The sequence below is a fragment of the Pseudomonas crudilactis genome (assembly GCF_013433315.1).
Taxonomy (GTDB): Bacteria; Pseudomonadota; Gammaproteobacteria; order Pseudomonadales; family Pseudomonadaceae; genus Aquipseudomonas; species Aquipseudomonas crudilactis.
Genome location: NZ_WXVV01000021.1, coordinates 19,130 through 34,101, shown reverse-complemented (window position 1 = coordinate 34,101; position 14,972 = coordinate 19,130). Strand labels below are relative to the sequence as shown.

Sequence of the window (14,972 nt, the reverse complement as noted above, 5' to 3'; positions counted from 1 at the left end):
GTGAGTTCGATGGTTTTTATGTTCTTTACACGGCAGCGGCTGTAAAGGTAGCCAAGGGTAAAAAGGGTTCAGCGTCTGGTTATGGTTTTGATTCTTGCTGACAGCGTAGCTGGAGCACAGTGGGGGATGGGCCAAAAGGGGATCGATGTGGCCATTTTGATTGACCGCCGGGATGCGGAAACAACAATGCCCGGCGAATGGCCGGGCATTGGGGTGAAGCGGATCAGGTCAGTCGGTGTAACCCAACCTCGCCGCCCTGCTCTGCTGAGTCTGGCCGCGTGTCGCCAGGCAGTAATACAACGGAACGGTGACCACCAAGCCCACCAGCCAGGACAGATCCGCGCCGTCGACCAGATTGGCGTACGGCCCGACGTACAGCGAGGTATTGGCGAACGGCAACTGCACAAGGATGCCGATGAAGTAGGCAATGATCGCGTGCAGGTTGAAACGCCCGTAAATCCCGCCGTCAGCGCGAAAAATCGAGGTGATGTCGTAGTTGCCTCGCTTGATCAGGTAGAAGTCGATCAGGTTGATCGACGCCCACGGCACCAGCACCAGCAGCAGCGCCAGAATCAAACCGATGAACTCGGAAATGAAATCCGCCGATGCACCCAGCGCAACCACGCAGCAACCCGCGAGCACCACGCTCGACAACACCACGCGCACCTTGATGCTCGGCGTCCATTGGCTGGCAAATGTCTGGATCGAGGTAATGATCGACAACACCGCACCATACAGATTCAGCGCGTTGTGGCTGATGATATTCAGCAGAAACAACACCATCAGAATCGGCCCCAGCCACCCGGTGGATTGCTTGACTGCAACCATCGCTTCGGTGCCTTCCGGGGTCGCCAGCACCGCCACGGCGCCGAAGCTGAATGACAGAATCGTCCCCAGCGTCGCACCCAGATAGGTCGCCCAGAACGGTTTGGCAATGCCGATATCCGCAGGCAAGTAACGCGAGTAATCGGACACGTACGGCGAAAAGCTGATCTGCCAGATGATCCCCAGCGACACCGTCGCCAGCCAGCCGGACAAGTTAAAACTTCCGCGAGTGAGAAAGTCCGCCGGCAAGTCATGGGCGAAGATATAGATGAACCCGGCCAGCAACGCACTGCCCATCACCCAGGTGCCGATGCGGTTCAGCGTGTGAATGAAGTTGTAGCCGATCACGCCAATCGCCGTGGCCGCCAGTGCACCGATCAGAATGCTCAATGGCGCCGGCACCGACGGCGCAATGCCGACGATGGATTTACCGGCCAGGACGATGTTGGAAATGAAGAAGCCGATGTAGATGATCGCGGCGAAGAACACGATCAACAGCGCACCGTAACGCCCAAACTGGCCGCGACTCTGGACCATTTGCGGAATGCCCATGCGCGGGCCTTGCGCCGAGGCCAGCGCGATCACCACGCCGCCAATCAGGTGCCCCAGCGCAATCGCCAGCAGCCCCCAGAGCAAATCGAGATGGAACACTTGAACCACCATGGCACCGGTGACGATGGGCAGGGGCGCAATGTTGGTGCTGAACCAAAGGGTGAATAGGTCGCGGGCCTTCCCGTGGCGTTCCGCGAGTGGAACGTAGTCGACCGTATGGTTCTCGATCAACGGATCTTGCCGGGACATCTGGGACATATGCATGAACTCGAGTTTGTCTGTTCTTATCGTTGTATGAAGCCAAACCGGGGGGACTCTCTGGCCGCCCCTCAGATGCAGACCATATTATGGTATTCCAAACAATTCACAAGACTGATGCGTATTTTACGGCGCTATCTGATACGCCATCCTCGCTGAAACCGCGGCCTGCAGACTAGCCGCAAGCCCCGTAAATGCTGAGTTTCCGACGAACGCGGCACGTTTATCGGTTCAGCTTAAAAGCCCTTGCAAAGATTGAATACTGGTATACCATCAGACCAACAAACACATAAAAACAGCACCACATCTGAGGACCGACCAATGATCGATGCCGCCATCTACAAACAAGTCATGGGCTCGTTCCCGTCCGGCGTAACCGTTATCACCACCCTGGACGATGACGGTCAGATCGTCGGCCTGACCGCCAGCGCCTTCAGTTCGCTGTCGATGGACCCGGCGCTGGTGCTGTTCTGCCCCAACTACGGTTCCGACTCCTATCCGGTGCTGATCAAGAACAAGCGCTTTGCCATCCACGTTCTGTCCGGCGGCCAGCAAAGCGAAGCCTACGCCTTCGCCCGCAAAGGCAAAGACAAGGCGCAAGGCATCGAGTGGACCTTGAGCGAACTGGGTAACCCGATCCTCGCCAACGCGACGGCTATCATCGAATGTGAGCTGTGGCGCGAATACGAAGGCGGCGACCACGCCATCATGGTCGGCGCGGTGAAGAACCTGATCGTCCCCGAGCAAATCGCCGGACCGCTGGTGTACTGCCACGGCAAGATGGGCGCCCTGCCCGTCCTGGCCTGATAGAAGAACAACGCATAACAACTGTGGGAGCGAGCTTGCTCGCGAAGGCGTCTTGTCAGTTGCCACAGATGCCGGCTGTTACACCGCCTTCGCGAGCAAGCTCGCTCCCACATGTAGCCTCAACAATAAAAGACCCGAGGAAGCGTCATGAAATTTTCCCTGTTCATCCACATGGAACGCTGGGACGAAAGCGTCAGCCACCGCCAACTGTTCGAAGACCTCACCGAACTGACCCTGATGGCCGAGGCCGGCGGTTTCAGCACCGTGTGGATTGGCGAACACCACGCCATGGAATACACCATCTCGCCCAGCCCGATGCCATTGCTCGCCTACCTCGCCGCCAAAACCACCACCATCCACCTCGGCGCTGGCACCATCATCGCGCCGTTCTGGCACCCGTTGCGCGTCGCTGGTGAATGCGCGCTGCTCGACGTGATCAGCAACGGTCGCATGGAGGTCGGCCTGGCCCGTGGCGCCTATCAGGTTGAATTCGATCGCATGGCCGGCGGTATGCCCGCTTCATCCGGTGGCCAGGCACTGCGGGAAATGGTTCCGGTGGTCCGCGCGCTGTGGCAAGGCGACTACGCCCACAACGGTGAGATCTGGAAATTCCCCACCTCCACCAGCGTGCCAAAACCGATTCAGAAGCCCAACCCGCCAATGTGGATCGCCGCCCGCGACCCGGACTCGCACAACTTCGCCGTGGCCAACGGCTGCAACGTGATGGTTACGCCGCTGATGAAGGGCGACGAAGAAGTCCTCGACCTGAAGAACAAGTTCCAGACCGCGCTGGACAACAATCCAGACGTGCCACGTCCGCAATTGATGGTGCTGCGCCATACCCACGTGCACACCGCTGATGACCCGGACGGTTGGAAAGTCGGCGCGAAAGCGATCTCGCGTTTCTACCGCACCTTCGATGCGTGGTTTGGCAACAAGGAAACGCCGGTCAACGGCTTTCTCGCGCCAAGCCCGGAAGAGAAGTTTGCCGGGCGTCCGGAGTTTGAGCTGGAAAGTCTGCACAAGACCGCGATGATTGGTACGCCGGAAGAGATCATTCCGCGGATCAAGTACTACCAGGAGCTGGGGGTGGATGAGTTCAGTTTCTGGTGTGACAACAGCTTGCCGCATGACGAGAAGAAGAAGTCGCTGGAGCTGTTTATCAAGCATGTGGTGCCGGCGTTTCGCTAAGCACTCTGCATCCAGTGTTCGGTAAATGAAAACGCCCCGAAATTGTTCGGGGCGTTTTCTTTGGCCACAGGCAAGAAGCTACCAGAGGCGCTTCCAGGATAGTCCGCTCCGCCCAGTCACTTCTCGACGTCAAGCATGTGTCCCGTTCTGGAGAGTTCCACCTCGACTTCATCAATAACCCGCTGAACTTCTTCTTCAGTCAAAGCTTGATTTTCATTGGGTACATCCCAGTTCTGCTGGAGGCTGCAACTACGACTGCCAGAATGTGAGACAAACGCCATATTCGTCGAGCAGATCGTCAGCGATTTCAAACTGAAACACCTTCCCTGGAAAGCAGTCTGATAATGCGCGCTTCCAATATCCAGTGAGGTGTTCGGCAAACAAATGACAAAGACGATAGTCTTCTTCCGACAGACCAACCTTAAATACGGGTCGGTCCGGCGCATCTTCCCACTTTGAAAAGAACTGATTTACTGAAAAAACATTTCTGTATCGTTCAACATCTCTACGCAATGCACTTTTTTCCAACACACCCGTTTCAGTCTCGACCAGCCCCTTCAAAGGAAACTTTTGCGGGTCGTATTGCTCAGCGTTAGGCAACCAGAAAACGTGGCCGTCAAGCTCAATAAAATCAGGAGAAAGCAAACCTAGAACAGAAATGGTTTGCTCCAGTGAAACCAGATTCCCGACATACGAAAAAAACTCCCCGGAACCAATATCCGATACAAACAGGTTCAATGACTTTTTAGAAATACTACCTTTATAAATTTTCATCAGTTCAATCCCAAGCTATCCAGAACCGACTGAGGAACAGTTGGGGGCTACCGGTTGCGCAGGCTTGGCGTCCTTTCCGGGCAGTTCCTTGAGCCCTGCTGCTCTTCGAGCAGCCGATTCTGGCGGTTACGGATAAGGTCAGTGTCACCGGGTGTGGGAGCCGCAAGGGCCCGTTTTCATTGACTTGGCGGCAGCGATTAACTCAGTTCAAGCAGCCCCGCCTTTCAGTGTTCAACACCCAGTCGCGTAGCGACGTCCTCGGGGGCCAGCACGCGACCATCGGCCGCCGTTAAAGTCAGCTTGCGAATCGGTTGACGGTTCTTCGCATCGACCATCACCGAGCCCGGCTCACCCGGCGCGTACATGAATTCAGCGCCCCACTGCGACAGCGCGACGATCACCGTCTGCAAGGCTTTGCCGCGCTCAGTCAGCACGTATTCCTTATACGCGCCGCCATCGGCCGCTGGCAGCGCTTGCAGGATGCCCTGCTCCACCAGGCCTTTGAGGCGCGCGCTGAGCATGTTCTTGGCGATATCCAGACTCTTCTGAAAATCATTGAAACGGCGAATCCCGTCCAGCGCGTCACGAATGATCAGCAACGACCACCAGTCACCAATCAGGTCCAGCGTCCGGGCGACCGGGCAGGCATTGCCCTGCAAACTTTTGCGTTTCACGTAGGAGTACTCCATGCATTCGTCGATTGGCCTCGCGGCTCACAGTTGCATCATACAACTGCAAGACACGTTCACGCCTGGACCGACGCAAAACCAGCACCTGCATACAAGTAGCCGGAGTGCTTTGCGCTGATAGTGAATGCCGCCATTTCGGCACTGAACCCCGAAGCAGGAGTTTCCATGAGCACTTTCACCACGCAAGACGGTACCGAGATCTACTACAAGGATTGGGGCAGCGGCAAACCTGTGCTGTTCAGTCACGGCTGGCCGCTGGATGCCGACATGTGGGAATACCAGATGGAATACCTGAGCAGCCGTGGCTATCGCACGATTGCCTTCGATCGTCGTGGTTTCGGCCGTTCCGACCAGCCGTGGACCGGTTATGACTACGACACCTTCGCCGATGACATCGCGCAACTGATCAATCACCTGGACCTGCGCGATGTGACGCTGGTGGGCTTCTCCATGGGTGGCGGCGACGTCAGCCGCTACATCGCCCGGCATGGCAGCGAGCGGGTTGCCGGTCTGGTGTTGTTGGGCGCGGTGACACCGCTGTTCGGCAAGAAAGCCGACTTCCCGCAGGGCGTCGATAGTTCAGTGTTTGACGGCATCAAGGCCGGCCTGCTGCAGGATCGTGCGCAGTTCATCGCCGATTTCGCCGCGCCGTTCTATGGCACCAATCAGGGCCAGAAAGTCTCTGACGGCGTGCTCACGCAGACGCTGAATATCGCCCTGATGGCCTCGCTCAAAGGCACGGTGGATTGCGTCACGGCGTTCTCGGAAACCGACTTCCGCCCGGACATGGCCAAGATCGACGTGCCGACGCTGGTGATCCATGGCGACGGTGATCAGATCGTGCCGCTCGAAACCACCGGCAAACAGGCGGCGGCGCAGATCAAGGGCGCTGAACTGAAGGTTTACGCCGGGGCGCCGCATGGCTTTGCGGTGACGCATGCGCAGGCCTTGAACGAGGACTTGCTGGCGTTCCTCAAGCGCTGAAAACTCAGCGCAGCAAAGTCCGTCAACATCCGTTTGACGGACTTTGTGCTCCCCTCAGTCTCAGCTAAGTTTCCCTCGTTAATGTCTCTCCTGCGCACCTTCAGCGCTGCTCAGGAGAGGCCCCCGCCCATGAATTCCGCGAAAGCCGGATGGCTCAACAAAGTACCCGAGGTCACCCTGGCCTTCTGGGTGATCAAGATTCTGTCGACGACCGTCGGTGAAACCGGTGCGGACTTTCTCGCCGTGGACGTCGGTTTTGGTGCCGGCCCGACCAGCCTCGGCATGGCGTTGCTGCTGGGCGGCGCGCTGTTCCTGCAAATGCGCAAAGTCACCTACACGCCGTGGATCTATTGGCTGACCGTGGTGCTGGTGAGCATCGTCGGCACGCAGATCACCGACATCATGACTGACATGCTCGATATCAGTCTGTACGTCAGCACCGCGGTGTTTTCAGTGCTGCTGGCGATCAATTTCGTGCTCTGGTATCGGGTCGAACACAGTCTGTCGATCCGTGAAATCAACACCCCGCGCCGGGAGCTTTTCTACTGGACCACGGTGCTCTGCACGTTCGCCCTCGGCACCGCCGCCGGTGACCTGGCCACCGAAGCACTGGGCCTGGGCTTCACCCTTGGCGCGGTGATTTTCGGCGCGTTGATTGCCGCCACCCTGATCGCCTGGCGCATGGGGGCCAATGTGGTGTTGACCTTCTGGGTCGCCTACATCCTGACCCGTCCGTTCGGCGCGTCTCTGGGCGATCTGCTGACCCAAGCGAAAACCTACGGCGGTCTCGGCATGGGCGCGGCCTGGACCAGTGCGATTTTTCTGACCGTCATCGTTCTGCTCGTGGCTGTCGCACAAATCAGCGTCGGCACCCGCAAATCCCTTACTCAGTAACCTTCAATATCTATTCGAGGAATCATCATGCGTCCCTTTCAAAATACCATTCGTCACATTGCCATCGTCACCTCGATCTTTCTGCTGGGCATCGCCGCCGGCTGCTCGAAACCGGCGGACAAACCGGCGGGCGGTGCCGCCACGACGTCAATGAGCGCGCCGACGCAATCAGGCTCGAAGCTCGGCGACCTGAGCGAGTTCCGCAGCATCGCCGCCGACGTCGCCGCCCTCGTCGATAAAAACGACCTGCCCGGCGCCAAGGCACGCATCAAGGATCTGGAATCGGCCTGGGACTCCGCCGAAGCCGGGATCAAGCCACGAGCAGCAAGCGACTGGCACGTGCTAGACAAAGCCATCGACCGAGCACTCGACGCCCTGCGTGCCAGCTCGCCGAAGCAGAGCGACTGCAAAGCGGCGATCGACGACGTGCTCAAGGCATTCGATTCGATGAAAGGTCAATCATGACCATGCGCTGAGCGGGTGGCGGACAAACGCCGGCTCAGGTGCTTCAATACAGGCGCGACGGTCTCGACCGTGGCGCCTTTTTTTGCGGAGCGAGACATGCGGATATTGCTGGTCGAAGACGACCCGATGATTGGTGATGCGATACACGGCGCACTGGACGATGCGAGCTACGCCACCGACTGGGTGAAAAACGGCCTCACCGCCCTCGCGGCGCTGGATACACAAGCCTACGACATGGTGCTGCTCGACCTCGGCCTGCCCGGCAAGGATGGCCTCGATGTGCTCGACAGCATTCGCGCGTGCAACAATCCTGTGCCGCTGTTGATCATCACCGCCCGCGATGGTCTTGATGACCGCCTGCGCGGACTGGATGGCGGTGCCGACGACTTCCTGCTCAAACCTTTTGCCATGGCCGAACTGCTCGCGCGCATGCGAGCGGTGTTACGGCGCAAGGGCGGCAGCGCGCAGTCGGTGCTGGACAACGGCGTGGTGTCGCTGGACTTGCTATCCAAACAAGCGCGCACCGCCGAGGCGGACGAGGTGCAACTTTCCGCCCGTGAATTTGCCCTGCTGCAAGCCCTGCTGATCCGGCCGGGGGCGATTCTGTCGCGCAGCGAACTGGAGGATCGAATCTATGGCTGGGGCAATGAAGTGGAAAGCAACGCGGTGGAGTTTCTGATCCATGCATTGCGGCGAAAACTGGGTAACCACGTGGTCAAGAACGTCAGGGGAATGGGATGGATGGTTTCAAAAAGCGTCTGAACGATTCGGTTCAGCTGCGATTGTCGGTGACGCTGTCCGTTGCCATCCTGATTGTTGCGGTGCTGGCCGGGGTATTTGCGTTTTTTTCCGCGCTTGACGAAGCCCACGAAATGCAGGACGCACACTTGCAGCAGGTGGCCATACTGTTTGACCGCCAGCAGATGACCCTGCGCTATCCCGCTGCCGAGCCGTTGGCGGGTGACGATGAGGAATCACGCGTCATCATCCAGTACCTTGCCGACGGTCGCCTGGCGCACGGCAACGACGACAACGCCATTCCGCTGCCCTTTCCCGCCACCCTTGCCGATGGCTTGTCGACCGTGAACATTGCCGGTGAAGATTTCCGCGCGATGGTCAGAACCACCGCCCGTGGCGAGCGCATTGTCGTTGCTCAGGAAACCGGCATTCGTAACCGCGAGGCGCGGGAAAGCGCGTGGCGTAGTCTGTTGCCGTTTTTGATTCTGTTTGCCGTATTGCTATTGGTCGTGGGCGATCTGGTGCGCAAGCTATTCCGACCGATCGCCGCCCTCTCCGATGAGATCGACCAGCGTGACCAGCAAGCGCTGCACCCTATCGACGAACAACATCTGCCCAGCGAAATCCGCCCTTTCGTGGTAGCCATCAACCGCTTGCTGGGACGGGTCGCGACGTCGATGGAAAGCCAACGCCGCTTCGTCGCTGACGCCGCGCACGAACTGCGTTCTCCGATGACCGCGTTGTCGTTGCAGGCCGAGCGACTGGCGACCAGCGACATGCCGACAGCGGCTCGCGAGCGCTTGCTGCCACTGACTCAGGGCATTGAACGCAGCCGCCAACTGATCGATCAACTGCTGGCATTGGCGGCAGCGCAGTCGAGCCTGGAGCGGCCACAGACACGCATGTCGGTGCATGCAGTGTTTCGCCGAGTGCTTGAAGACTCAATGCCGTTGGCCGAACGCAAAAACATCGACATCGGCGTAGAAAGTGTTGAAGACGTGCAGGTCTTGATCAATGACATGGACCTGACGATGCTGATCCGCAATCTGCTCGACAATGCAATCCGCTATACCCCTGAGGGCGGCCAGATCGATTTGTCGGTGACGTGCACCGCAGAGGCTGCGGTCGTGCAGATCAAGGACTCCGGACCAGGTATCAGCGCCGAAGAACAACAGCGTGTGTTCGATCCGTTTTATCGCAGTCTGGGCACCGAACAATCCGGCTCCGGGCTGGGTCTGTCCATCGTCAGGGCGATAGCCGAGCGCACTGGCGCTGAAATTCGTTTGAGTTTTACCGATGAAAGCAACCAGCGCGGGCTGTGCGTAACGGTCCACTTCAAATGCGCCTCGAAAACCATCACGTCGTTTTGACATTTTTTTCCCAATTCGCTTCGTAGGGTGCGTTATTCGACTAATCAGGAACCCGCTCATGACCTCTTCCGCCCCTGACGAAATGGACGAAGACATCCTTACCCAAGCCGCCGATTGGTGCATGCGCTTGCACGACGATCATTGCCCGCCTGATGATCGCCAGCAATTTCAGGACTGGATTCAGCTCGATCCACGCCACGCTTTCGAGTACGCAAAGATGCTTGAAATCTGGGATCTTGGCGGACAATTGCCGGAAGAACCCGGGACGGCGAAAAAGCTCCTGACCGGTGATGCATCGATGCACAAAGGCAGTCGCGAAATGTAGGGGCAGGTTTTGCCCCTTCGACTCCCCTTCATAGCGTTCAACCCACCGTATTCAAAGGCTTTCGCCCCTCTGCATCAGAATTTTATCTTCACATCCCAGCTTAATAATATTTTACCGAAATCACCCTCCTCCCTAGTCTGACCGCAAGCCAAACGGACACGCCATCAGCGCCCGAATCCAACTGCCTTGCTAGGAAGGATGTAGAGATGACCACTGAAATAACAATAACAGACACACTCATAGTGGGTGCCGGCCAGGCTGGCGTGGCCATGAGCGAGCACCTGAGCAAACTCGGCGTGCCGCACCTCGTGCTGGAGCGCAATCGCATTGCCGAACGCTGGCGCACCGGACGCTGGGACTCGCTGGTTGCCAACGGCCCGGCCTGGCACGACCGCTTTCCCGGCCTGGAATTCGATGACGTCGATCCCGACGGTTTCGCCCCGAAAGAGCGTGTGGCGGATTACTTCGAAGCCTATGCAAAGAAATTCAATGCGCCGATCCGCACCGGCGTTGAAGTGAAACGTGTGGTACGCAATGTCGGCCGCCCGGGTTTCACCGTCGAGACCTCCGAAGGCGTGATCGAAGCCAATCGTGTGGTTGCCGCCACTGGGCCGTTTCAGAAACCGGTGATCCCGGCGATTGCCCCCGCAGACGAACGTCTGTTACAGATCCATTCCGCTGACTACCGCAACCCACAGCAACTGCCGGCAGGCGCAGTGCTGGTGGTCGGTGCCGGTTCTTCCGGCGTGCAGATTGCCGATGAGCTGCAGCGTTCCGGCAAGCAGGTTTACCTCTCCGTTGGCGCCCATGACCGCCCACCGCGCGCCTATCGCAACCGCGATTTTTGCTGGTGGCTGGGCGTGCTCGGCGAGTGGGACCAAGCGGCGATGAAGCCGGGGCGCGAGCACGTGACCATCGCAGTCAGCGGCGCCCATGGCGGGCGCACCATCGATTTCCGTGGTCTGGCCCATCGCGGCATGACCCTGGTCGGCGTCACCGAGTCGTTCAATAACGGCGTGGTGACCTTCAAGCAGGACCTGGTCGGCAACCTCACTCGCGGCGACGAAAATTACCTGGCGTTGCTCGATGCCGCCGATGCCTACATCGAGCGCAACGGTCTGGACCTGCCGGAAGAACCTGAGGCACGCGAAACCTATCCGGACCCTGAGTGCGTGAAAAATCCGCTGGCCGATCTGGATCTGGCCAGGGCTGGTGTCACGTCGATCATCTGGGCCACCGGGTTCGCCGTGGATTACTCGTGGCTGCAGGTCGCGGCGTTCGATGACATGGGCAAGCCTGTGCATCAGCGCGGCGTGTCGAGTGAGCCGGGGGTGTACTTCCTCGGTCTGCCGTGGCAGTCGCGCCGGGGCTCGTCATTTATCTGGGGCGTGTGGCACGACGCCAAACACGTCGCCGATCACATCGCCACCCAGCGCAAGTACCTGGACTATCGCGATGCCGAGCAGCGTGAAGCCGAGTTGCACCAGAACATCCACAGCAAAGCCGCCGACACCGTCGACGCTTGATGTCCTTTTCGCTCCGGCGCCGATTGCGCCGGGGCAACCTTCTTTCAGGAGCTGCACATGAGCAAGCCAACCCACACGCGCATCCGCATGTTCAACACCAAAGACACCTACCCGAACCAGACGCTGGACAACGATTTGTGCCAGGCCGTGCGCGCCGGTAACACCGTATATGTCCGTGGACAGGTCGGCACGGATTTCGACGGCAATCTGGTCGGTCTGGGTGATCCGCGCGCGCAGGCCGAACAGGCCATGCGCAACGTCAAGCAACTGCTCGAAGAAGCCGGCAGCGACATGAGCCACATCGTCAAGACCACCACGTACCTGATCGACCCGCGTTATCGCGAAGCGGTGTATGGCGAAGTCGGCAAGTGGCTTAAAGGCGTGTTCCCGATCTCCACTGGACTGGTGGTGTCAGCGCTGGGGCAGCCGCAGTGGTTGATGGAGATTGATGTGATTGCGGTGATTCCTGAGTAAGGCATCACACCGAGTCGCGGCCTTCGCGAGCAGGCTCGCTCCCACAGGGAAATGTATTTCAGTGTGGGAGCGAGCCTGCTCGCGAAGAGGCCAGCCCAGACACACAAGGAGTTCAATAGATGACCTTTTCAATCGCAGCCCGCTGCGCCGAAACCGGCCAGTTCGGTGTCGCCATCAGTTCCTCCAGCATCGCCGTCGGTGCGCGCTGCCCGTGGCTGCTGCCTGGCGTTGGCGCGGTGTCGAGCCAGAACATCACCCTGCCGTCCCTCGGCCCGGAAGTCCTTGCGTTAATGGAACAAGGACTGGCGCCGGACGATGCGCTGGACAAAGTCCTCACGCGCAACGGTTACAGCCAGTACCGGCAGATCACCGCGATCAACCACCTCGGCCAGACCGCGCATTTCAGCGGTGCGCAAACCCTCGGCGTGCACAACGCTGTCACCGGCGAACAGTGCGTTGCCGCCGGCAACATGCTCGCCGGGCGTTCGGTGATCGACGCCATGGTCAGCGCCTTTGAAGACGGCGAAGGTCAACTCGCTGATCGCCTGCTCAAAGCCCTGCACGCCGCACAAGCCCTCGGTGGCGAAGCTGGTCCCGTGCATTCAGCCGCTGTCGTGGTGGTCGGTGAACAGACCTGGCCGATCGTCAACCTGCGTGTCGACTGGGCCGATGAAGACCCGATCAGCCAGTTGCAAAAGCTCTGGGATGCGTATCAACCCCAGTTGCAGGATTACATCGATCGCGCCCTCGACCCCGCCAAAGCTCCCGGTTATGGCGTGGCCGGTGATGACCGATGAACAGCGTCGAGTTGCTCAAGGCGCTGGTGGGTTTCGATACCACCAGCCGTGAATCCAACTTGCAACTGATCGAATTCGTCCGCGATTACCTCGCAAGTTTCGACGTGCCCTGCGCTCTGATCTACAACGACGAGCGCAGCAAAGCCAACCTGTTCGCCACGATCGGCCCGGTGGATCAACCGGGCATTGTGCTGTCCGGGCACACCGATGTAGTGCCGGTCGATGGCCAGCCGTGGACGCTGCCGCCGTTCGCACTGACCGAGCGCGACGGCAAACTGTTCGGCCGCGGTACGGCGGACATGAAAGGTTATATTGCCTGCGTGCTGGCGTTGGTGCCGGCGCTGGTGCAGGCGTCGTTGCGCCTGCCGGTGCACATTGCCCTGTCTTACGACGAAGAGGTCGGCTGCCTCGGCGTGCGTTCGCTGCTCGAGGTCTTGCAGCAGCGTCCAGTCAAACCGCTGCTGTGCATCATCGGCGAACCGACCGAACTGAAACCGGTACTCGGCCACAAAGGCAAACTGGCGATGCGTTGCGATGTGCATGGCCATCCGTGCCATTCGGCTTACGCGCCACTGGGCGTCAATGCCATCGAATACGCCGCAGAACTGATTGGTGAGCTGGGCCGACTCGGGCAGCAACTGAAAGCGCCAGAGCATCATGACAAGCGCTTCGACCCGCCTTACAGCACCGTGCAAACCGGAGTGATCAGCGGCGGCAAGGCGTTGAACATCGTGCCTGCCGACTGTCGTTTCGATTTCGAAATCCGCGCCCTGCCCTCGCAGGATCCGGGCCTCGTCGCCCAAGCACTGAAAGCCTACGCCGAACGCGAAGTGCTGCCGCGCATGCGTGCGGTCAGTGCGCAAAGCGAGATCCGCTTCAGCGAATTATCAGCCTATCCGGGGTTGGTCACCGATGCGCAGAGCCAGGCCGCCGAGCTGATTGCGGCGTTCTGCGGTTCAACGGATTTCGCCACGGTGGCGTTCGGCACGGAAGGCGGACTGTTTGATGCGGCGGGTATCCCGACCGTGGTCTGCGGGCCCGGCAGCATGGATCAGGGACACAAACCCGATGAGTTTGTCAGCCTCGATCAACTGAAGGCTTGCGATGAAATGCTCCAACGGGTGCTGACATTCATCAGCAAGTGAACCGTGGCTCGACTGCTCTCAAGCGTACAGTCGGGCCAACTCTTCACGGCAATGGTCGACAAACAACTGCACCGGTTTGGTCAGTTGCACCCGCCGCAGCCAGGCTGCCGACAATCCCGACCCGGTCACGGTTTCCGCCAGCGGCACGCAGACGACTTTCTGGCCGTCGTAGGTGTAGTCGCTGAACGGTTTGGTGACCAGAATCGAAAAGCCGAAACCACGCCCGACCATGCCGCGCACCATCTCGATTGATGGGGAGCTGAACACAATGTGCGGGGTCAACCCGCGCTCCTCGAAAATGCTCACGAAGTAGGTTCGGCTCGGCACCACGTCGAGCAGAATCATGGGCTCCAGTACCAGATCATGCAGCGAGACTTTCGCCTGTTGCGCAAAGCGGTGATCGGCCGGGAGCAAGGCGTAAGGCTGCTGCGCGGGCATCAGCGCCGTGGTTTCAATCGTGCTATCGAGATCGTGCTCGAACAGCATCGCCAAGTCGATGCTGCCGGCCGTCAGCGCCTGCACCAGCTCTTGCTGCTCACCGTCGCGGATGCGGATTTCCACCCCCGGCCAGCGTTCCTTGAAACCGGCGATCAGGCGCGGCAGGTACAGCGGCGCGACAGTTTCAAAACAGCCGATATCGATTTGTCCGGCCACCACGTCGTTGTCGGCCAGAGCGTTCTGCTCGAATTCGTGGGCAACGCGTAACAGCTCCAGCGCCTTGCGGTAGAAGCGCGAGCCGCTGGGCGTCAGCGATACACCCTGGGCGTGATGCCGGATGAACAGTTGCACGCCGAAACTTTCTTCCAGGTGCTTGATCGCCGTGGAGACCGACGGCTGCGCGATGTAGAGCTTGCGCGACGCTTCGGCGACGCTGCCGCAGTCAGCGGTGGTGACGAAGTATTTGAGCTGGCGCAGGTTGTAGGCGGCCATGGGAATCTCCAGAAAATCAAACGATCGCAGCCTTCGGCAGGTCCTGCACAAAGCGCTGTGAATCCAGATAAGAGAGAAGCCTGAACATACCGGAGCTACGCCTCACCCGGAGCATATTTTTTTTAAGGTCTGTAGCAACAAACTTACTAATTTATCTCTCGCGGTGCTTTGCACATGATCGCTTCAACAAGAAATGCGCCGCCCGTGCCGGCGCTTGCCGAAGTACGT

At 59.2% G+C, this 14,972-nt stretch carries 17 protein-coding genes; 12 read left to right on the top strand and 5 right to left on the bottom strand.

The genetic code is table 11. The features are described from left to right. Positions 1-228 precede the first annotated feature (228 nt). The gene (locus GTU76_RS21600) at positions 229-1,635 is read right to left on the bottom strand and encodes a purine-cytosine permease family protein (RefSeq protein ID WP_180699546.1); all 1,407 of its coding nucleotides are present in this window, start codon (positions 1,633-1,635) and stop codon (positions 229-231) included. Between the two features lie 321 nt (positions 1,636-1,956). Between GTU76_RS21600 and GTU76_RS21595 the strand changes: the two genes are divergently transcribed. Further along, complete coding sequence (locus tag GTU76_RS21595) at positions 1,957-2,442, top strand: flavin reductase family protein (RefSeq protein ID WP_180699545.1); 486 nt, start codon at positions 1,957-1,959, stop codon at positions 2,440-2,442. A 147-nt stretch (positions 2,443-2,589) separates the two neighbouring features. After that, positions 2,590-3,633 (top strand): LLM class flavin-dependent oxidoreductase, encoded by a 1,044-nt coding sequence (locus GTU76_RS21590; protein WP_016987068.1) that lies wholly within the window; start codon positions 2,590-2,592, stop codon positions 3,631-3,633. 116 nt (positions 3,634-3,749) lie between these two features. Here GTU76_RS21590 and GTU76_RS30610 read toward each other — a convergent pair whose 3' ends face one another. From GTU76_RS30610 to GTU76_RS21575, 3 genes are all read right to left on the bottom strand, one after another. Next, positions 3,750-3,914, bottom strand: coding sequence for an Imm74 family immunity protein (locus GTU76_RS30610; RefSeq protein WP_157786342.1), 165 nt, complete (start codon positions 3,912-3,914; stop codon positions 3,750-3,752). Next, a complete protein-coding gene (locus GTU76_RS21580) occupies positions 3,883-4,407 on the bottom strand; it encodes a hypothetical protein (protein WP_016987067.1) in 525 nt (174 codons plus the stop codon). Before GTU76_RS21580 ends, GTU76_RS30610 begins: the two co-directional genes overlap by 32 nt. Positions 4,408-4,631: 224 nt before the next feature. Continuing rightward, the gene (locus tag GTU76_RS21575; protein WP_016987066.1) at positions 4,632-5,081 is read right to left on the bottom strand and encodes a winged helix-turn-helix transcriptional regulator; all 450 of its coding nucleotides are present in this window, start codon (positions 5,079-5,081) and stop codon (positions 4,632-4,634) included. A gap of 180 nt (positions 5,082-5,261) precedes the next feature. On the opposite strand from GTU76_RS21575, the gene GTU76_RS21570 reads away from it, so the two are divergent. The 10 genes from GTU76_RS21570 to argE all read left to right on the top strand — a co-directional run bounded on the left by GTU76_RS21570 (position 5,262) and on the right by argE (position 13,814). After that, positions 5,262-6,080 carry an alpha/beta fold hydrolase gene (locus GTU76_RS21570; protein ID WP_016987065.1) on the top strand — a complete coding sequence of 273 codons (819 nt, stop codon included), beginning with the start codon at positions 5,262-5,264 and terminating at the stop codon, positions 6,078-6,080. A 129-nt stretch (positions 6,081-6,209) separates the two neighbouring features. Then, positions 6,210-6,974, top strand: a complete 765-nt coding sequence (locus GTU76_RS21565) for a COG4705 family protein (RefSeq protein WP_016987064.1) — start codon at positions 6,210-6,212, stop codon at positions 6,972-6,974. A gap of 27 nt (positions 6,975-7,001) precedes the next feature. Continuing rightward, on the top strand, positions 7,002-7,439 hold the full coding sequence (locus GTU76_RS21560; RefSeq protein WP_016987063.1) for a hypothetical protein: 438 nt from the start codon (positions 7,002-7,004) through the stop codon (positions 7,437-7,439). Positions 7,440-7,535: 96 nt separating this feature from the next. After that, positions 7,536-8,201, top strand: a complete 666-nt coding sequence (locus tag GTU76_RS21555; protein ID WP_016987062.1) for a response regulator — start codon at positions 7,536-7,538, stop codon at positions 8,199-8,201. Beyond that, positions 8,177-9,547, top strand: a complete 1,371-nt coding sequence (locus tag GTU76_RS21550) for an ATP-binding protein (protein ID WP_180699544.1) — start codon at positions 8,177-8,179, stop codon at positions 9,545-9,547. The genes GTU76_RS21555 and GTU76_RS21550 overlap by 25 nt, the downstream gene beginning before the upstream one ends. Before the next feature lie 58 nt (positions 9,548-9,605). After that, on the top strand, positions 9,606-9,872 hold the full coding sequence (locus GTU76_RS21545) for a FecR/PupR family sigma factor regulator (protein WP_180699543.1): 267 nt from the start codon (positions 9,606-9,608) through the stop codon (positions 9,870-9,872). A gap of 206 nt (positions 9,873-10,078) precedes the next feature. Beyond that, positions 10,079-11,398 carry a flavin-containing monooxygenase gene (locus tag GTU76_RS21540; RefSeq protein WP_180699542.1) on the top strand — a complete coding sequence of 440 codons (1,320 nt, stop codon included), beginning with the start codon at positions 10,079-10,081 and terminating at the stop codon, positions 11,396-11,398. A 57-nt stretch (positions 11,399-11,455) separates the two neighbouring features. Beyond that, positions 11,456-11,872 (top strand): RidA family protein, encoded by a 417-nt coding sequence (locus tag GTU76_RS21535; RefSeq protein ID WP_008086115.1) that lies wholly within the window; start codon positions 11,456-11,458, stop codon positions 11,870-11,872. A gap of 119 nt (positions 11,873-11,991) precedes the next feature. Then, positions 11,992-12,669, top strand: a complete 678-nt coding sequence (locus GTU76_RS21530; RefSeq protein WP_180699541.1) for a DUF1028 domain-containing protein — start codon at positions 11,992-11,994, stop codon at positions 12,667-12,669. Continuing rightward, positions 12,666-13,814, top strand: coding sequence for an acetylornithine deacetylase (gene argE / locus GTU76_RS21525; RefSeq protein ID WP_180699540.1), 1,149 nt, complete (start codon positions 12,666-12,668; stop codon positions 13,812-13,814). The genes GTU76_RS21530 and argE overlap by 4 nt, the downstream gene beginning before the upstream one ends. Before the next feature lie 18 nt (positions 13,815-13,832). Here argE and GTU76_RS21520 read toward each other — a convergent pair whose 3' ends face one another. After that, positions 13,833-14,744, bottom strand: a complete 912-nt coding sequence (locus tag GTU76_RS21520) for a LysR family transcriptional regulator (RefSeq protein WP_175554602.1) — start codon at positions 14,742-14,744, stop codon at positions 13,833-13,835. Positions 14,745-14,972 lie beyond the last annotated feature (228 nt).